This window comes from Ruegeria sp. HKCCA4633 (assembly GCF_013034605.1).
Taxonomy (GTDB): Bacteria; Pseudomonadota; Alphaproteobacteria; order Rhodobacterales; family Rhodobacteraceae; genus Ruegeria.
This window is the reverse complement of sequence record NZ_WQGJ01000005.1, coordinates 1-17,276: the sequence shown is the minus strand read 5'-3', so window position 1 is coordinate 17,276 and position 17,276 is coordinate 1. Positions and strand designations below refer to the sequence as shown.

The following is a 17,276-nucleotide window of genomic DNA, read 5'->3' as shown; positions in this document are numbered from 1 at the left end:
AAAAATGAATGTTAATTTTGATGGAGGACTTGTGCGCTGGCGGATCGCATTGCAGCCTTGAGACAGAAGACTTTTGGTAAATCAGTATTCTAGGGACGGGGAATTGAAGATGAAAAAGAAGTTGTCACATCTCGTTATTGGTGCGCTGGCATACAGCTTTCTGCCTGTGATGGTTCAAGCTCAAGACGCCGGCTGCGATGCAGCATGCGAAGCGGCCCGAAAAGCCGCCAACCCCCTCGCTGACATTCGCGCGATCATGACCGACAACACGGTGGCATTCAGAACGGGCACAGATGAGGAAGACAGTTATAACTTCCAGATTCAACCAGTCTACGCGGTTCCACTTGACGGCGCCAACCTGGTGCTAAGGGGCATTATCCCAATTCAAGGTGTTGCACCGGGTGCAGTTCTACCGCCCGGCATAGGTGAACCTACCCAAAACTCCGATCTCGAATGGGGTATAGGTGATTCAACGGTTCAAGCGTTTTACGCACCGACACCTTCGGGCAATATTTCTCTCGGCTATGGGCTACAAGTATCTCTACCAACCCACACCGACGACGCGCTTCAGGGCGCGGGTTGGGGGGCGGGTCCGGCCTTCGTGATATTTGGTCAGGCAGGAGATTTGTCCTGGGGTGGTGTTCTTGCTCATATGTGGGGGGAGAGCGACTTCAACACGACTATACTACAGCCGATCCTGATCTACGGCCTTGGTGGAGGTTGGTATTTCGGATATAATAATGTGATATCATATAATTGGAATGCTTCTAACAATGACGAGGCCTGGTTAGTGCCACTGGGCCTAACTGTCGGCAAAACTATCATAACCAACGACGAAAAGGGTACCGCATTGGACCTGAGCGCTGGTTACTACGACGTTACCCAGTCTCCCACAGGTGGGCCAAACAGACAGTTCAAGTTTGGCATCTCTTTTTTCTTCTGAACGAAACAAGCACGTTGAGGAGCAAAAAGTCTTGGCCGATACGATTTCGAACTATGACGTTACCACGATACTGAACCCCCGCATTTGGGTTAGCTACACGACCTCACTTTCGATGCGATGGTCGGAAACACACTCTTAATCAGCATCGAGCATCGTTCAAACTGATGGAATGTCCCAAGAGTGAAAAGTGAAGTTCGCTCTTGGCCCCTCCGGAATTTAAGCAGTGGGCGGAAATGGATGTCTGAGAACTCAAGTGATTTAACTGTGCAGTACTGGGGTTGAGTAGTGTTTGGACAGTAGGGTTTACAATTTCGTTGGTTGACGTGCTGTCGTTTTGCGCAATTTGCGTACTCAAAAAGCTACGACTTGTTTGGTCACGGGTTCATATTCGGTGCAGAACTTGATGAATACAATCAAATGATTAGTCACGCAGGAAACAAGGGAGAACTACATGGCCACCAACACGAAGCTACCAATCGCCAGAATTGGTAAGGTCGCAGCAGTGTTCTGCGTTGCCGTTTTGGCTTCGGCAGTTACGGCTGATGCGGAAGATAATCCCTACGCTACTGCCGACGAACTTGGTCTGATGAAAGGCTTTCCACCGCCAGAAGACAAGCGCGTGAACCGAACAAACGGGCTGTTTGGCGTTCCTTACAACCGTTGGTCCTACCAGCATATGCGCGAGTTGTTTCCAACCGCCAATATTCCCGCGTCACTATCGCCCCTACCTGTAAAGGTGAACATTGACAGTGGAATTGAACGCCTGACCTACAAACGGGAAGATGGGTCCGAAGTAGATTTCGATACATACCTAAAAGAAACCTATACCGATGCTTTTGTCGTTATCCATGGCGACCGCATCGTATATGAGCGGTACTTGAACGGTATGAGCCCGAACCGGCCTCATCAAATGATGTCCGTCACGAAGTCGTTCGCTGGAATGTTTGGTCTCATGGCTGTTGCAAATGGTTCTCTAAGCGAAGAAGACCCAGTAACCAAATACGTCCCCGAGTTGCAAAGTTCCGGTGCATTTGGAGATGCGACGTTTGAGCAGGTCGAAGACATGACAGCGTCTTTGGATTTTTCAGAAGACTATGCTGACCCGAACTCAGGAATTACACAATATTCTAAGGTCCTTGGGTTAAGGGAAGCTCCTGCCGACGAAATACCCGCTGACAGTATTTACTCTTACCTTGCAACGCTGCCAAAGGACGAAGCTCACGAACAGGGTGATGTGTTTCACTATCAGACGCCAAAAACAGATGTCGTGAATTGGGTGACAAATCGTGCGACCGGTCGCTCATTTCAGGATGAACTTACGGATCTTTGGTCGAAAATTGGTGCAGAAGGCGAAACATATGTACTTCTGGACAAGAATGGGACGCTTTTTGCAGGTGGCGGCTTAAACGCGACGCCACGAAACCTCGCACGATTTGCAATAATGATGCTAAATGACGGAATGGTTGGAGCCGAACAGGTTGTTCCGAAGGAAGTTATCCAAAAGCTCTCGGACGGTGCCGACAGAGACAAGTTCTCAAATGGTCCAGATGCTAAGGGCGTCATGGGCGGAGGGGATTGGAGTTACCGCGCACAATGGTGGGTGCGTCATACGCCAGGCAAAGAGTCGTTCAATGCCATCGGGGTAAATGGGCAGTGGATTTACATCGACGTTGAGCGTGGCGTGGCAATTGTCAAACAAAGCTCGCAGCCGGAGGCTTCTACAAACTACTATGACGAATACAATATCAATGCCTATGACGCGATAATTGGTTATCTTGCACAATAGCGGCGACTACCTCGTTGTTGCGGCGCACGTGAAAGCGTGCGCCATAATCATTAGAGGACGATCAATCACTGAGTGGCATGACCCGCAGCAAAAAGAGGTTAAAGGTTCTTGCTAGTCGCGGACGCCTCTTTGGTTCGCGGTTCCGTCGCACAATCTCAGGTTTGTCAAACGTATATACGCGTGTAGAAACCGGTAAATGGCCACAGGGCAGTGGGGCATCTTTTACACTCGGCTCCTCTGAAGTCTAAGTTAAGGACATGAATGGATGTCTAAGAAACCTATTGATGTGAGTGAGTGGTGCCGGGAATGAGTAGTATTTGGGCGGTAGGAATACCTATTTTATTGGTTGATGTAGCAAACCCCGTCCTACTCGTCGCAATTGCATATGCTCTTACAAGGAGCCGTCCGATTGCAAAAAGCTACGCACTCATCTTAGGCCATACACTTGCCTACTTTCTGATGGGCATTTTAATCGTTTACGGATTTGTCTACTTTGTGATGGGCAGTTTAATCGCCACCGGACTTGCGGAACTTTTCGCTCCGGTGGTGGACTTCGTCGTCAAAGGTTTCGTGGACCCAACGCGCATCAACTTCGTCATCGGCTTTGTTCTGGGGCTGGTTTTGCTCGGCTTCGCTGTGAGGATGAGCACAAGTGCCCAAATTGAAAAGCAATCTACAAGATCTGAAGTCAGCGAGCAGAAAGAAGGTTTGTTTCCATCTTTCATGATGGGAGTAACAATTTGCGTTTTGAGTATGCCGTTTTCTGTACCGTATTTCGGCTTAATCAATGAGTTGTTCAGCTTCAATGTTGAATCTAAGGCTCTAGGTTTGCTGATCTACAACCTTTTGTATGCGCTACCATATATGCTGATTCCATTTGCATATGCTGTCGTGGGGCAGTCCATTGTAGCCAAACTGGAAGCGTTCATCACGTTCATAGGCAGCACCGCATCATGGTTCATCCCACTGCTGTTCGGCGTCTTGGGCTTGGCTTTCATCGCTGACGCAATCAAGTATTTTCTCACTGGTTCCGGTTTGGTTTGATGCCAATCCTTCCGTTCACCAATGGGCTTTCACTATTCAGATGTTCCATTTTTTCGTTGACTGAACTTCTGAAAAGCTGCTCCCGCCGTTCGGCAGAATGTCTACCTTGCTCTCAATTCAGCTCAGTACGCTGTCATGATCAGCCTGATTTGTATGCGAGAAAATCCGGCTTAGATGATTATTAGCGAGTCACAGGACCTGCATTGAGCGTTCCCAACCGATAAGCTGGACAAGGCTGTCAGCTGCTTGCTACTCTTATTGTGGTGAAAGTAAAACGTCCAGATTAGCTTTCAAGACTGAGTATCTACTAAGTGCCAAACTTTTCACGAAACCTATTCAATGAGTAAACCTCGCACTTCTTTGGCCGGTTTTTGCGCAGTTGCGATGTTCTGCACTGCGTTTGGAGCGAGCGCGGAAGGCACTGATGACAATGCGAACCAGGACAACAGTGAACTGGGATTCAAAAATGGTTCTTTTGTTGGTGTTCCCATCCCGATTAACGACCCGACTTTCGGTGCTGGGCTAGTTTTGGGTGTTGGATACCTTTTTCAAAGCGACGAAGGATCAAAAACCTCGTCTTTAGGTGCAGCCCTCGCAGGGACGAACAAGGAAAGCTACGCAATCGGGCTAGGTGGTGGTTTGTCTCTCGACAACAATCGCCACAACGTTGAGTTCATACTCGCATATGGAGATCTAAAATACGATTTGTTCCTGATTAATGACTCGATAAACGTCTCGCAGCAGGGCCTCGCGTTCCAAGGCGCGTATCGCTACAGCTTTACGGATACTTTTTCAGCAGGTGCATCGTTGCAGTATCTGAACACCGTTGTTTCAGGTGTAGACGGCTTCGTGTTGCCCCCTGAAGTTGCCGAACTCTCAGACACAGCGCTAGCAACAGTAGGCCTTGTCGCGAAATGGGATACTCGTGACGATACGTTTTACCCGGTTAGCGGGAACAAAGTGGATCTGGCACTGACCTACTCAAACGATGTTCAAAACGGGGATCTGTCCTATTACGGACTGAAGCTAAGCTACGACAAGTTTTGGCCCGTTAGCAATGAATCAGCTATCGCCTTCAGAGCAACGGCTTGCGAAAAAAGCGACCGCACTCCTTTCTTCGACAGTTGCCTTCTAGGTTCTGAAATAAGGGGTTTTCCATTGTTTGATGTTTATGGAAACTCGATGCTGACCGCGCAAGCTGAATATCGAGGAAGACTTTCTAAGCGATTTGGATACGTCGCATTTGCTGGTGGTGGCGAAGTGCAAAAGAACAGTATTTCTGTCGATAGTGGCTTCCGCTACGCTGGCGGTGTTGGTTTGCGCTACCGAGTAACAAAAAAACACAAACTGGATTTTTCGATAGATGCGGCGGTCAACGACGACGGAGACCAGTTTCTATATTTCTATGTTGGCCAAAGATTTTAAGTCACCTTTTTTGAAACCGGCAACTATTCTTCTACAAATTACAGACGTTTCAATACCGACTGCGCGTTCTGTTTAGGTATTGACCAAGACGTTTTAGGGACTCCCATTCCAGTAGACCTACTGGGTTGAACATTTCATTCTCCAGCCGACAAGCACATAAACTTGCTGATGTTTCTACACTATTTTTCTGGTTTACGTCTGTTGTGTGCCGTGTACAGAACTCAGTTTCTCATACGTAGTAGTGGTCCAAGTCTAATTGGAGCATTCAAGTGCAACGGTCCAGCGCGCGCCATAAACGTTGAAACATTGACACGATAGGTTCCAGACCCACAGATCCTGTGTTTCGGGCAACTGGCACCAGACGAGTTTTGTTAGATGTCCAATCCGAGCCCAAATTGTTTTTCTTCGCAACAAGTCCGCCGCAAACATCGCCAGAAGGATCTAAATTCGAAGTGTTCCTCTTGTGGCGAGGCTGGGAAAACTGCGGATCATTTCACGAGAAGTCTTTAAGAGCTCTGTGCCAAAGGCTGCCAGGCTCTGGACCCTCGATATGTTCATTGGACTTTTTATGGATATGCAAACCGATGTGGCAAGGATCATCGTAAAAGAATTGCCAGGGAACGTCGCGAAAAACGTCAAAATTCTTCGCGTCAGACCAATGATAGAAAGTCGCTGGTGGTTGTGCACGACCATAAAGGTCGTATCTTTTTGCAAGCTGCCGGAAGGCCTCGTTGCCGTAGATCGTAATCCCAAGGTCCGAAGCGGAATAGGACGTTCCGGTCAGGCGATACCACATTGGACGCAAAATGCGGCGTTTAAATTCAAGCCAGTCTGGCACCAGATTATCCTGCTAAAGTAGACGCTCATATTCTCCAATAATCGGGTTTCCGGGGGGAAGGTAGAAAACAGATGCGCCGATTCCGCCGGATACCTCTCGCACGAAATAGACGTCATCTGAAGGATATTCAAAGGGGCGAAACATCAACACATCACTATCAAGCCACAAACCTCCGCCAGCCCGTTGCAGAAAGACCCTGAAAAAATCACTGAATTGAACAGTTGGCAGCCAGGTAGCTTGATCTTTTTTCGCCACAGGCACCAGCCGCTGGACTAAAGCCCTATCAAGTACTTCGTTGCCGTCCCTGATTTCGACGCCAGGCGGTGCATTCGGAATGTCCCCATAGGTGTATAAGGTGACAGGCATATCTGTGGCGAGCATTGACGATATACATACCCGGTCAACTAACCTCAAAGGGCCGTCGAACCACATTGTGGCCAGCTTGTTCGCCATTTTTTGTTTTCCTTAAGCCTGATAAAAGTAGCTTTCCAAAGGATAATCTACAACCGGACCTGGTGTCTTGTACTAACCGATTTTATTGTTGGATGTTGTGGTCAAGGCTTGGTCCAAATAACAGCCGCTCGTCAGATCGGAACGAAGAGCCGCTCCGAGCCATTTCTTGTTCCCCCTTCTCGGCAAAAGTAGTGGCCCAACTCTAGGGGGCAAAGACACCGTGGCATCCAAATGAGTTAACCCATACTAGACATTTGCACATAAGCCCGGCCTAATAGGCTTTGCTTTTATCTAACTGAGTTAGCTACCCATGGTGCAAGGATGTGGTTTTCTTTCCTCGCCAAGCGACTCTTGCTATCAACTATCAGCCTACTTTGCGTCTCAATGTGTTTTGATCTCGACATAGGATAATTCGTACCTCCAATGGAATGGAAACCGGACAAAGAAGGAAAACCCATGCGCTTGCTATCTGTACTTATTGCAACGGCTCTTTTCACAACCGGAGCGGTTGCTCAGACAATCGAAAGGATAACAAAAAACAACGAAATCCGATTTGGTTTTCGAACAGACGCTGCGCCACTATCTTACCTCAACGATCAAGGTCGGCCGTTTGGATTGTCACCGTTAATCTGCGATCGGGTCGCGCAGAGTCTTGCGAAGAAGCTTGAATTAAAGGAATTAAACGTCCAGTTCATTCCGGTCGACGCCAAGGATCGTTTCGACAAAATTGCCTCAGGAGAAGTCGATGTGCTTTGTGGGGCTGCAACCATAACACTTTCCCGTCGCGAAGTTGTTGATTTTTCGATTCCAATTTATGTCGACGGCACGTCCATATTACTGCCAATCGAGGCCGAGGGCACCATGAGTGCGCTAGCGGGTAAGAGGGTTGGCATGAGAAGCAACACAACAACAGAGGCATCCGTTCTCAATTCCTTTGAGGCGGCAAGTATCGATGCAAATATGGTACGGTTCGCCTCACACCCAGACGGCATCAAGGCGCTGCGAGACGGCGAAATCGATGCGTATTTTGCAGATCAGTCGATTTTGTTAGTCAACTACATTGCTGCCGGGCTAAAGGGAAAATTCAAGTTATCCCAAGAAATATTGACGATAGAAAAGCAAGGATTAGCGATACAGAAAGGAGACTATGATTTTCGATTGCTTGTAGATCGTATTTTGTCAGAGATGTATGCTCAAGGTTCAATGGAGGAGATTTTCCGTATTGCCTTGCCGGGGATAGAGCCCGGCGAAGCATTGAAAGCTCTGTATGTAATCGCCCCTACCAATCCATGAGGCGTATCGCAAAAGAAAGTGCTTTTTTGCGTGTTAGTTTCGCACTGCGACTTAGGTTGATTTGTCCCGCAGAGCAAACGTTGGACAAAGTTAAATCAAGATCTGCTCGTGGAAATTGAGACCCCTCTTGAAGAAATCTTCGAGGGGACGGCCGTCGCAAAAAGCCCACCAGATTAGGGGTCGGGCTGTATTCTATTCAACACTTTCGGCTTGGTCTGTATGCGACGGTCTACCGGTATTAGTGTCTACGCGTACAGAAGACCGAAAGTTATGGGTCACTGGGGCCTAAAGATCAGGGCGCGAACACTTCAACTAAATTCGCGTTTAGTTTGTAAGCGGATTCCACGTTTGACTGGCCGTCGTAGAATACAACGTCGCTAACCCTGCTTTCTGCTAACAGTTCCCCTTCGATCCAAAAAGCTTCGAAAATCGACTTGAATTCAACGCCACCGGGGTAATCAACATGAATGATCTGGTTCGGCGGCTGCGAAGGTGTGTGAACGCAAGATCCAGCGACCGGGACAAATAGGAACTCAGTGACAACGCGTCCACTGAGTGTAAGCGGTACTATGTACCCAGGCAGCTTGATTGCCGTACCAAGCTTTTCTAAGTTTGGACCGCGCCCGATTGAGTTGTTATGCGCAATGATTTTACGACGTTCAAGCATCAGCTTTTCAACGTCTACTTCATTCGCCGCCAAAACACCTGTGGCTGCATTGTACTCTTTGATAAAATCAGGATCAGAGCGCGTAGTGTTTCCGGACGTTCGCCAACGAACTTGCGTTCTCATTGCGTTTAACAACGGATCCGGCAGGGTTTCAAATGGGGCTTCCAGAGACTTCAGGGTTGGCTTCAAGTCAAGCCAGCTATCCGCCACTTGTTTCTGAATAAATCCATCCAGCGCAGTGGAGTTTGAAGCATAAGTAAAATCATGAGCGCGCCCGGACATGTCAAAACGCTTCGCCCCTGAAGGAGACGTTTGGGCAGCAGGTTTTGGCGAACCTTGGGTAACCTCCGCCTCAGCAGCATTCACTTCCGCGAACCCGAAAACAAAAGCTACCAAAGCGATCAAGTTGCTTGTCATTACAGAGCTCTAAATTTTCCTATTTTAGTAGCATTGCAGCCTAGTTCATCGCACTGGCCTACTTTGCGAAGGTACGTTTATTACAGCGTTTCAAAGACCATCTTCATGTGTGAATACTCCGCCCTTCATCGTGGCTACTATCTTCACATCCGCGATGTCAGAAGGAAGCACCGAGAAAAGGTCATCTTCTAGAATAACCAGGTCAGCATACTTGCCAAACTCCAAGCTTCCGATCTTGTCCTCCATCCTCGCTTCATACGCACCACCAAGCGTCGCGGCGTATATACATTGGTCGAGCGTGAGAGCCTGATATACCGGCGGGAAGATACGATCATCGTCCGGATTAGACGGATCGCGCCGGGTAACGGCTGCTTCGCATAGGGTTAATACCCCCATGAGGCTAGGGTCGGTGCTGGGAACGTCCGCGCCTATACTGACGGGTGCGCCCGCGTCCATCAAAGTACGGATGCGTTGAAATTCGGAAACCGTCCTTTCAAGGCCCATGATTTCCATGGCACCGTCAAGCCCACCGCTCCAAGTCGTGCCCCAAATCGGGGTGATGTTAGACAGGATATTGTGCTGTATGATGCGTTCAATATCATCTGGATGCGCAAAAGCTAAGTGTTGAAGCGAGTTGCGGGCTTCGGTGTATCCAGCTTTCTGAGCGTTGACATACGAGTCAACAGTTTCGCGAACGGTTTTTGAGCCATCAACATGCACAGAGACGTCAAGTCCGGCTGCGTTTGCTTTGAGGACAATTTCATCTGTTAGGGCAGCCGATACACCTCGCACTGCCGTTTTTTCAGGCAGGTCCAGCCACGGCTCAAGCATGACCGATGCATGGCTTGTGTGAACCCCTTCCGGGTGTATCTTAATTCCAAGCACGCGAACGTCATCGTTGTCGAATGAAGACTTCAGCTCCAAAGTATTGGCCACCGCATCGTCGGCATTGAAATCGTCACCTTTGACAAGGGTCATCATCAACGTACGAAGCTTGAGTGTGCCTTCGTCAGCTTGTGCTTGCAGGATGTCCAGCGCCACTCGGGTGTCATCTTTGTGTTTAGCCTGAGACTTGATGTTCGGTGTCACTAGGCCTTGGTTAATGTAAGTGGTGTAGCCAAATTTCGCGGCCAAATCATAAAGCTCTGTTTGGCTCTCTGGGATCATCGTATCTGGCTGCCATGCACCAGATTCCACATAGGCCCCCATCCACGCAAATTCTTTCGCGTAGCCCGTTGGGTTACCCTCGCCATCTCTTACAAAATAGATCAAACCCGGAACTGGGTCGGGGGTGTCTTTGTTCACGCCTCCCATTTCCATAGCTTTGGTGTTCAGCCATGCGTCATGAATGGTGTAATCTTGCAGGAACACGGGTCTGTCAGGTACAATCGCATCCAAATCGGCAGCCGTGAACTCACCGCCCATCAGAGTCGCGTTCCATCCAATGCCACGGATAAACTCCTCGTCGGGATTGGCGTCCGCATACTCTTTAATTAACTTGAGATAATCCTCTTTGGATTGACCAGAGCCCAATTGGACACCCAATTGCGTCCACCCGGATGCGACAAGGTGTTCGTGGCCGCTGACAAAGCCCGGCAGAACCGTTTGTCCTTGAAGATCGATGACTTTTGTTTCTTCTCCAATCAGGGATTGGACTCCATCATCGGAACCAACGTAGAAGATTTGCGTTCCCATAATAGCAACTGCTTCAGCCTCAGGCCGTGATGCATCCATAGTGTAGATGTTGCCATTCAATAAGACGGTATCAGCGGTTTGGGCTACAGAGTTTGTGGCGAAAGAGGTCAATAATCCGACTGCTATCATCATCCACTTCATCATTCGCACTCCCAATCCGAAGAAAAGACTAATTGAAGCATGAAACATAATGTCTGCATGTCAAATAAATTTTCTTCGCCTCACTCCTTGTCAGAGGGCTCAGCAGCCAGACGGTCAAAAGTTCACTGACACAGAGCGAAATGGCCGATTTTCTCAACCAAACGAGCGAAGTGCAAAAGTTCAAATGGTGTTGGAAAAAACGAGTCACACAGATATCGCGACCAAATGGAAATTTCACAAAGGTTGCAGGGCACAAGCATCCCTCAAAGTGTAGCGGGCAGCAAAGTCTTTCAGTTCGGAGACCTCCAACTGTCCAGACAATATCCGGCCCCCGCTCCTTCCCCCCGTCATGCGGGAGAAGGCCCTTCGTTTTCAGGTTCGTATCCGCGCGATGCCTTTTGTCGGAGGCCAGCCGCTTCCCCGCAGGCTTCTCACCTGCCCCGCTTTGACCGCGCACGGTCTCGGCGGTCCCCGGTCCGACGAGTGTCTGAAGACGCCCGTCGGCCGGTGGGTTCCGTAGTCGCGTTTCTGCACCGGGCCAGAAGGAGCCGCGTCGGTGCGGGATGGGGTAGTCCCCGAACCATAGTTCACTATTGGAGGCCGGTCGTGAACGTACCGTGGTCACCGCTTTTTTTGATCGTTTGCGAGGGAAAGCAGCAAGCATAAACCGGGCGCAACGGAGACGAGGAGACCCGTCCCGGCCCGGAACGTCCGATTTTTCGTTCTTGCTGACTAAGTGTATTGATCTGTTTTTTTGTTCCTTGTGTTTCGCTCGTCCGCCAACTTAAAAAGCCGCAGCTGTCTCGAAGCGCTGTAGCCTATCAAAAGCGCGGGCGTTTTGGGTCAGCGCTTCAAGTCAGAACCTGGTACCAAATTGTTCTCTTCCTGTTCTTTTGTTTGTGTGCAACGTTTGAATGGATCGCCTTGTGTCATCCAGCCCGATTTTTCGGCAAGCAGAGTTGCTGTGATGCACATTGGCTTTTGGACGTGTGGCTCGAATGCAGAGTGTACAAAGCGGAGAATAAGATGAGCGCTGACTTGGACGCTGGCCTGAACGATCAAGGCGACGTTGAAGATGATGAAGGTGACTATTCGGTCTACCCGCACATGGATGGGATCAAATGCTCGCTGTCATGGAAGCTCGGCAGTTATGGCGAACGCGGTACTCTCTCTGATGACATGATCGAGAGCTTGGCCGAACGGTTTGGCCTGCCAACTCAGCTCGTACGCAAACTCTCTGTGCTTCTTGGGAACTGCCTCAATAACGACGACGACATCGCAATCAACCTGACTGAGGTCCGACGCTCGCAAGCGATTGAACGAGGTCAAAAGTACCTCAAGCAACTTTTGCGGAAAGCCAAACAGAGTTCCATTGGTCCCCAAGAGCTCCGGAACGCATTGGGCTCGCTTTCGACTTGTTTCGCGTCGACGCCAGAAGACGCAGGCCTTCTTCCCCAAGTGCTCGACAAGCTTGAGACCGCAACGACACTTACTCAGGATGTCATCGATGACATTCGACGCATCCATGGGACACCTGGTGCGATTGCGGAGATGTCGCCCCGGGACAAGCGGTTCTCGCGCGACAAACGCCGTCAGTACATTGTCGAGAGCTGCTGTTACATCTGGAAAGATGCCGGTCGCCCCCTAACCTATACGACATACTCAGACGGTCGCCCCGGAGGACAACGGCAAGGTCCGCTCGTCAACTTTATCCAGGCTGTCGTGAAGATGATCACCGAGCCGGGGCAAATCCTGAGCGGTGAGACGATCCGCGTGGACATTGACGGTTTTCGCGACAAGCTTGAGCGCGAAGAGCAAGAGCGTTGGGCGCCGCCGGAATTGGGCAATCAATACACTTAGAATGAGCAAGCCCGCGTTGTCATGGTCATGGCATGACACGCGTTCCTGCCATATCCCCTTCTGACGACCACGCGCACAAGCAGGTTGAGACAGCGATTGACCAGTTGGTCCGATTGCTGGCTGCCCAGGCAGTACAGGAACTGGGCCGGGACGCCTCTGACCAAAAGGAGGCGCATCAGGATGCCACAGATCAATGCCAAGAAGAACCGACCCCGCAAGCTACTGACGGTGAAGGACGTCGCTGAACTGGACAATTGCTCCGAGAAGACGGTGCGCCGTGCGATTGCCGCAGGCCTGCTTGAGGTTATCCGAGTTGGCCCCGGCGGACGCCTCATCCGCATTGATCCGGCAGCTCATGCCGTCTACCGGCAGGCACAGTGCTGGTAGGCAATCGAGATCATTAATGTACATTAATGTCAATAGGTTATGACATTTTCGGGAAGAGGGCTTGCCCGTAAGTTTCTGACTTTCTGTGCTACGCTTTTCCCGAATCGGACCCCCTGTCCACACCCGTCCGCCCGAGACCCGACATGTCCAAAGGAACGTAAACCCGATGACTAGCCAGAGCCCCGTTCCGTTGAGATTGGCCTTCGTCAAAGCCGACACACCGATGTTCGCCGAGCTCATCGACCAACTGCGCTCCGACAGCTCTCTGTCGGACGGACGCCGCCGCGACATGATCTCCGGTCTGCGCCGCGTGGCCAAAGCCCTTGGGCTGCCGCCAGAGGATGTGCCCTGCGACAGTCGCTGGTTGCAGCCCCGTCTGTCCAAAGTCACACCGGCAGCACTCGGTCTTACACCGAAGAGTTGGCAAAACGCGGTGAGTGATGCGCGTGCCGCCCTCGCGCATTTCGGGCTGGTGGAACGGCGCTTCAACCGGATCGATGATCTGTCTCCCGATTGGCAAGCGCTCTGGGCGAATGTATTGGCGTCCGGCGACAAGACATTGCAACCCGCACTCTGCCGCTTCGTGCATTTTCTGAACCGGCAAGGCGTCAAACCCGCCACTGTGCGCAAAGAGCATGCCGCGGCCTATCGAGAAGCCCTTGCGCATAACGAGATCAGCAAATCACCGGATGTCGCGTATCGGGCTGCGGTCAACGGCTGGAACCTGGCGGTCCGACGTATTTCTGAATGGCCCAAGGCCATCCTGCCTCTGGAAACGCGCCAGAAGGTCATCACCTTTCCCGTGACAGCATTTCCTACGCCGTTCCAAAGCGAGCTTGCAAAATTGATGCACCGTCTTGCAACTCCGGACCCGCTGGCAGATGACGGTCAGAACAGGGTACTCCGACCCGCGACCCTGTCCCAATACCAAAGACAGTTGGTTCGGTTTGCCTCCGAACTCGTTCACTCTGGTATCCCGATCGCGGAGATTGGCGGATTGGACGTCCTGATCAATCCGGTGATGGCTGAACAGGGTTTGCGCCAGATGTTATCGCGCACCAACAACCAGACCACAAAGATGATCAGTGAGATCGCCGCGCTGCTCCGCAACCTGGCCCGGATACTTAATGCACCCGATGACGCTCGCGATGCACTGGCCGGGCTTGCCACGCGCCTGGCGGTCAAACCTCAGAATGGCATGACCCAAAAGAACCGAAGCCGGCTGCGGGTGTTGCAAGAGGATCGGCATCAACAGCGCCTGCTGCTCCTGCCTGAACGGATTTTCGCGCGACCACGCGGCATGTCCAAACCGTATGGCTGGGCTCTGGCGCGCGAAGATGCACTCGCCATCGCCATCTTGCTGGTCTGCCCGGTTCGCGTGAAGAACCTGGCTGGCATCCACCTGGAACGCCACCTGCACCGTCCTGGTGATGGCCGAGCCTACCTGGTTCTGGAAGACGGCGAGACCAAAAATGAGCGACCTGTCGAGTTCGAGATCCCGCGTGATGTATTGCGCATGATCGACGTGCATCTCAAATCTCGCTGTCCGGAACTCTGCCCCGCGGGAACGCCTTGGCTGTTTCCCCGGAGGGATGGTCAGCATTCGGTTGATCCTGGCGTTCTGTCTGCGCGCGTCTCCAAACGGATTCGGAAGGAAACGGGGTTGGAGATGAATGCCCACCTGTTTCGGCATTTTGCGGTGATGAACTGGCTCGACGCCAATCCCGGCGGCTATGAGGTCGCGCGCCGGTTGCTCGGACATTCGGAGGTCAGCCACACGATCAACATGTATTCCGGTCTTGAGGCACGTTCGGCAACACGCGCCTTTGCTGACCTGATAGAAGCTAAGAAAGGGCGTCGCTGATGAGCCTTGTTCTGCCTCTGTCTGATTGGCCCGTGCAAGACCGGGAGATGTGGCTCAACCTTCAGATAGAAGGTGGCCCACTCGACGATTGCGGCGCGCTGTCACATCTACGCGCGACCTCATTGAAGACGTTAGAACTGCGCTATGCCCGATGGCTGCAATGGCTGATTAACAGCGATGCGGAGGCGATCACACTGCCTCCGGCTCGACGCGGGACCCTGCCGCGCCTTTCCGCTTGGCTTAGGGACCTCTCACACACCCGGCCGATGACCCGGTTGATGTTCATTGACGGCGTGTTGCGTATCCTCTCCGCGGCTGACCCGACACAGGACTGGTCCGCTCAGCGGAGATTGAAAGCGGGATTGAAGCGCGCCGCAGGACGGGGTGATCGGGATCGCAAACTTGGGCGTGTGTTGTCCAGCGAGGTTCTATTCAAGGCGGGAATGTCTCTAGCGACGGGTCATGCAGAAGCGGAGCCAACACCGCTGCGCCGTATGATATGCCTGCGGGATGGCACCATGATAGCCATGCTGGCTTTGATGCCGATGCGGCGACGCGCCTTTGCCGGCCTTCGGATTGGCATATCCTTGCATGTCACAACAGACACCATGACCGTCGCGCTCCCAGGGGATCTGACCAAATCAGGGCAGCCATGGGAGGCTGATGTTCCCCAGAGCGTTGAGCCGCTGTTGCGTCGTTATGTCAACGAAGCCCGTCCCTTTTTAATGGAGCGTGGCCAACAACAACACGATGTCTTGTGGGTCGGCAGGACAGGCGCACCATTAAAGCAAGATGCGCTGAGCCCCCGGATCGCGGAGCAGACCCTGAAGCTGACGGGTCGCCGCATTCCACCGCATTTCTTCCGGGATGCCGCCGCAACGACATTGGCGCGCTCCTCTCCGGAACACGCGAAGCTGATCCGACCAATATTGGCTCATGCGAGCTTCGGAACGGCTGAGCGCCACTACATCCACGCCCAAACCATTGAAGCGGGCCGCGACTACGCGGCTTTGATCGACTTAAAGAGAAAGGCCAGACGATGACCCGAGTTGCAATCTATGCCCGCTTCTCCAGCCAGATGCAGAGAGACGCATCTATCGATGACCAGATGCGTTTGTGCCGGGAACGTGCAGAGCGGGAAGGCTGGACTGTTGTCGACGCCTATTCGGATCGGGCGGTCTCTGGTGCGTCCATGTTGCGTCCCGGGCTGCAAGCGCTCTTCAATGCAACCCAGGAAGGACGGGTTGATCTGATCTTGGCAGAGGCGCTGGATCGGTTGAGCCGGGACCAGGCAGACATCGCTGCGATCTTCAAACGGCTAAGCTTTGCAGGGGTTTGCATCGTGACGCTGGCTGAGGGCGAGATCAGCGAATTGCACGTAGGTCTCAAAGGCACCATGAACCAACTGTTCCTCAAAGACCTGGCCGACAAAACCCGGCGTGGTTTGCGCGGGCGTGTCGAGCTTGGCCGTTCCGGCGGTGGTAACAGCTACGGTTATGATGTCGTCCGGCGTCTCGGGCCCGACGGCCAACCCGTCACGGGGGAACGAGTGATCAACGCAGCAGAAGCTGAGATCGTCCGGCGGGTGTTACATGACTTCACCGAAGGGCACTCCCCGAAAGCCATTGCGCGCCGCCTGAACGCCGAAGGTATTCCCGGTCCCCGTGGCAAGTTATGGCGTGACACCGCCATCCGGGGGCACCGAGTGCGTGGGACGGGCCTTCTCAACAATGAGCTCTACATCGGCCGCCTTGTTTGGAACCGGCTGCGCTACATCAAGGACCCGGAGACCGGCAGACGTGTTTCCCGTCTCAACGATCCGTCCAAATGGATCATCGCGGAGGTCCCTGAGCTGCGGATCGTCGGGGATGAACTTTGGGAGGCGGTCAAGCAGCGGCAAGGCGAGATCGAGGCTGATCCCCGCGTCAAAGCCATCAAGCAAACCAAGTTTTGGGAGAAGCGTCGCAAAAAGCACCTTCTGACCGGTCTAGTATTCTGCAGCAACTGCGGTGGGTGTGAACCGGCATGCAAAATTGACCCCTGTATTAGGGTAATCGGCGTCCAAAAGTGACCCCCCTGATAATTCGTTTCAGAAGCTCCCTCAAAGGATTGAGGGAGCGAGTTGGGGATGTTGGTTGTGGAGACGATTGCGAAGATCAGGCGGGCGTATTTTATCCAGGGGAAGTCTATCAAGCGGATTTGCCGGGAACTTCGTGTGTCGCGGAACACGGTGCGCAAGGTGGTCCGGTCCGGGGTGACCGAGTTCAGCTATGATCGTTCAACCCAGCCCCGGCCCAAGATCGATCCCTGGCGGTCCGACTTGGATGAGATGCTGGCCGAGAATGACCGGCAGCCCAAGCGGCAACGGCTGACCCTTGTTCGGATTTACGAAGAGCTGCGCAACCGGGGCTACGACGGCAGCTACGATGCGGTGCGGCGCTATGCGGCCAGTTGGTCGAAGGT

At 52.3% G+C, this 17,276-nt stretch carries 14 protein-coding genes and 1 pseudogene; 11 read left to right on the top strand and 4 right to left on the bottom strand.

From position 1 onward, the window contains the following. Positions 1–109 precede the first annotated feature (109 nt). From GOV85_RS13135 to GOV85_RS13120, 4 genes are all read left to right on the top strand, one after another. Complete coding sequence (locus tag GOV85_RS13135; protein WP_171178905.1) at positions 110–943, top strand: hypothetical protein; 834 nt, start codon at positions 110–112, stop codon at positions 941–943. Between the two features lie 451 nt (positions 944–1,394). Continuing rightward, a complete protein-coding gene (locus GOV85_RS13130; protein ID WP_171178904.1) occupies positions 1,395–2,729 on the top strand; it encodes a serine hydrolase in 1,335 nt (444 codons plus the stop codon). Positions 2,730–3,035: 306 nt separating this feature from the next. Then, entirely contained in the window at positions 3,036–3,773 is a 738-nt protein-coding gene (locus GOV85_RS13125; protein ID WP_171178901.1) for a hypothetical protein, read from the top strand. A 339-nt stretch (positions 3,774–4,112) separates the two neighbouring features. Next, positions 4,113–5,198 (top strand): BamA/TamA family outer membrane protein, encoded by a 1,086-nt coding sequence (locus tag GOV85_RS13120; RefSeq protein WP_171178898.1) that lies wholly within the window; start codon positions 4,113–4,115, stop codon positions 5,196–5,198. Positions 5,199–5,691: 493 nt separating this feature from the next. Here the strand turns inward: GOV85_RS13120 and GOV85_RS13115 are convergent, their stop codons facing one another. Both GOV85_RS13115 and GOV85_RS13110 read right to left on the bottom strand, forming a co-directional pair. Further along, positions 5,692–6,036: a hypothetical protein gene (locus GOV85_RS13115; protein WP_171178896.1), complete on the bottom strand. Its 345-nt coding sequence runs from the start codon at positions 6,034–6,036 to the stop codon at positions 5,692–5,694. A 12-nt stretch (positions 6,037–6,048) separates the two neighbouring features. After that, entirely contained in the window at positions 6,049–6,489 is a 441-nt protein-coding gene (locus GOV85_RS13110) for a hypothetical protein (protein WP_171178894.1), read from the bottom strand. Between the two features lie 423 nt (positions 6,490–6,912). Between GOV85_RS13110 and GOV85_RS13105 the strand changes: the two genes are divergently transcribed. Then, the gene (locus GOV85_RS13105) at positions 6,913–7,782 is read left to right on the top strand and encodes an amino acid ABC transporter substrate-binding protein (protein ID WP_171178892.1); all 870 of its coding nucleotides are present in this window, start codon (positions 6,913–6,915) and stop codon (positions 7,780–7,782) included. Between the two features lie 292 nt (positions 7,783–8,074). Here the strand turns inward: GOV85_RS13105 and GOV85_RS13100 are convergent, their stop codons facing one another. Beyond that, positions 8,075–8,866, bottom strand: a complete 792-nt coding sequence (locus GOV85_RS13100; RefSeq protein ID WP_171178890.1) for a DUF3299 domain-containing protein — start codon at positions 8,864–8,866, stop codon at positions 8,075–8,077. A gap of 90 nt (positions 8,867–8,956) precedes the next feature. Next, positions 8,957–10,702, bottom strand: a complete 1,746-nt coding sequence (locus GOV85_RS13095) for an amidohydrolase (RefSeq protein WP_171178888.1) — start codon at positions 10,700–10,702, stop codon at positions 8,957–8,959. Positions 10,703–11,728: 1,026 nt separating this feature from the next. On the opposite strand from GOV85_RS13095, the gene GOV85_RS13090 reads away from it, so the two are divergent. The 6 genes and pseudogenes from GOV85_RS13090 to GOV85_RS13065 form a co-directional block, all read left to right on the top strand. Beyond that, positions 11,729–12,562, top strand: coding sequence for a hypothetical protein (locus GOV85_RS13090; RefSeq protein ID WP_171178884.1), 834 nt, complete (start codon positions 11,729–11,731; stop codon positions 12,560–12,562). 180 nt (positions 12,563–12,742) lie between these two features. Continuing rightward, positions 12,743–12,949: a helix-turn-helix domain-containing protein gene (locus GOV85_RS13085; protein WP_171178882.1), complete on the top strand. Its 207-nt coding sequence runs from the start codon at positions 12,743–12,745 to the stop codon at positions 12,947–12,949. A gap of 166 nt (positions 12,950–13,115) precedes the next feature. Then, complete coding sequence (locus GOV85_RS13080; protein ID WP_171178880.1) at positions 13,116–14,813, top strand: site-specific integrase; 1,698 nt, start codon at positions 13,116–13,118, stop codon at positions 14,811–14,813. Beyond that, positions 14,813–15,856, top strand: coding sequence for a tyrosine-type recombinase/integrase (locus tag GOV85_RS13075; protein WP_171178879.1), 1,044 nt, complete (start codon positions 14,813–14,815; stop codon positions 15,854–15,856). Before GOV85_RS13080 ends, GOV85_RS13075 begins: the two co-directional genes overlap by 1 nt. After that, positions 15,853–16,884 carry a recombinase family protein gene (locus GOV85_RS13070; protein ID WP_171178876.1) on the top strand — a complete coding sequence of 344 codons (1,032 nt, stop codon included), beginning with the start codon at positions 15,853–15,855 and terminating at the stop codon, positions 16,882–16,884. The genes GOV85_RS13075 and GOV85_RS13070 overlap by 4 nt, the downstream gene beginning before the upstream one ends. Positions 16,885–16,941: 57 nt before the next feature. Next, a pseudogene (locus GOV85_RS13065) lies at positions 16,942–17,276 on the top strand (IS21 family transposase); the annotation flags it as partial.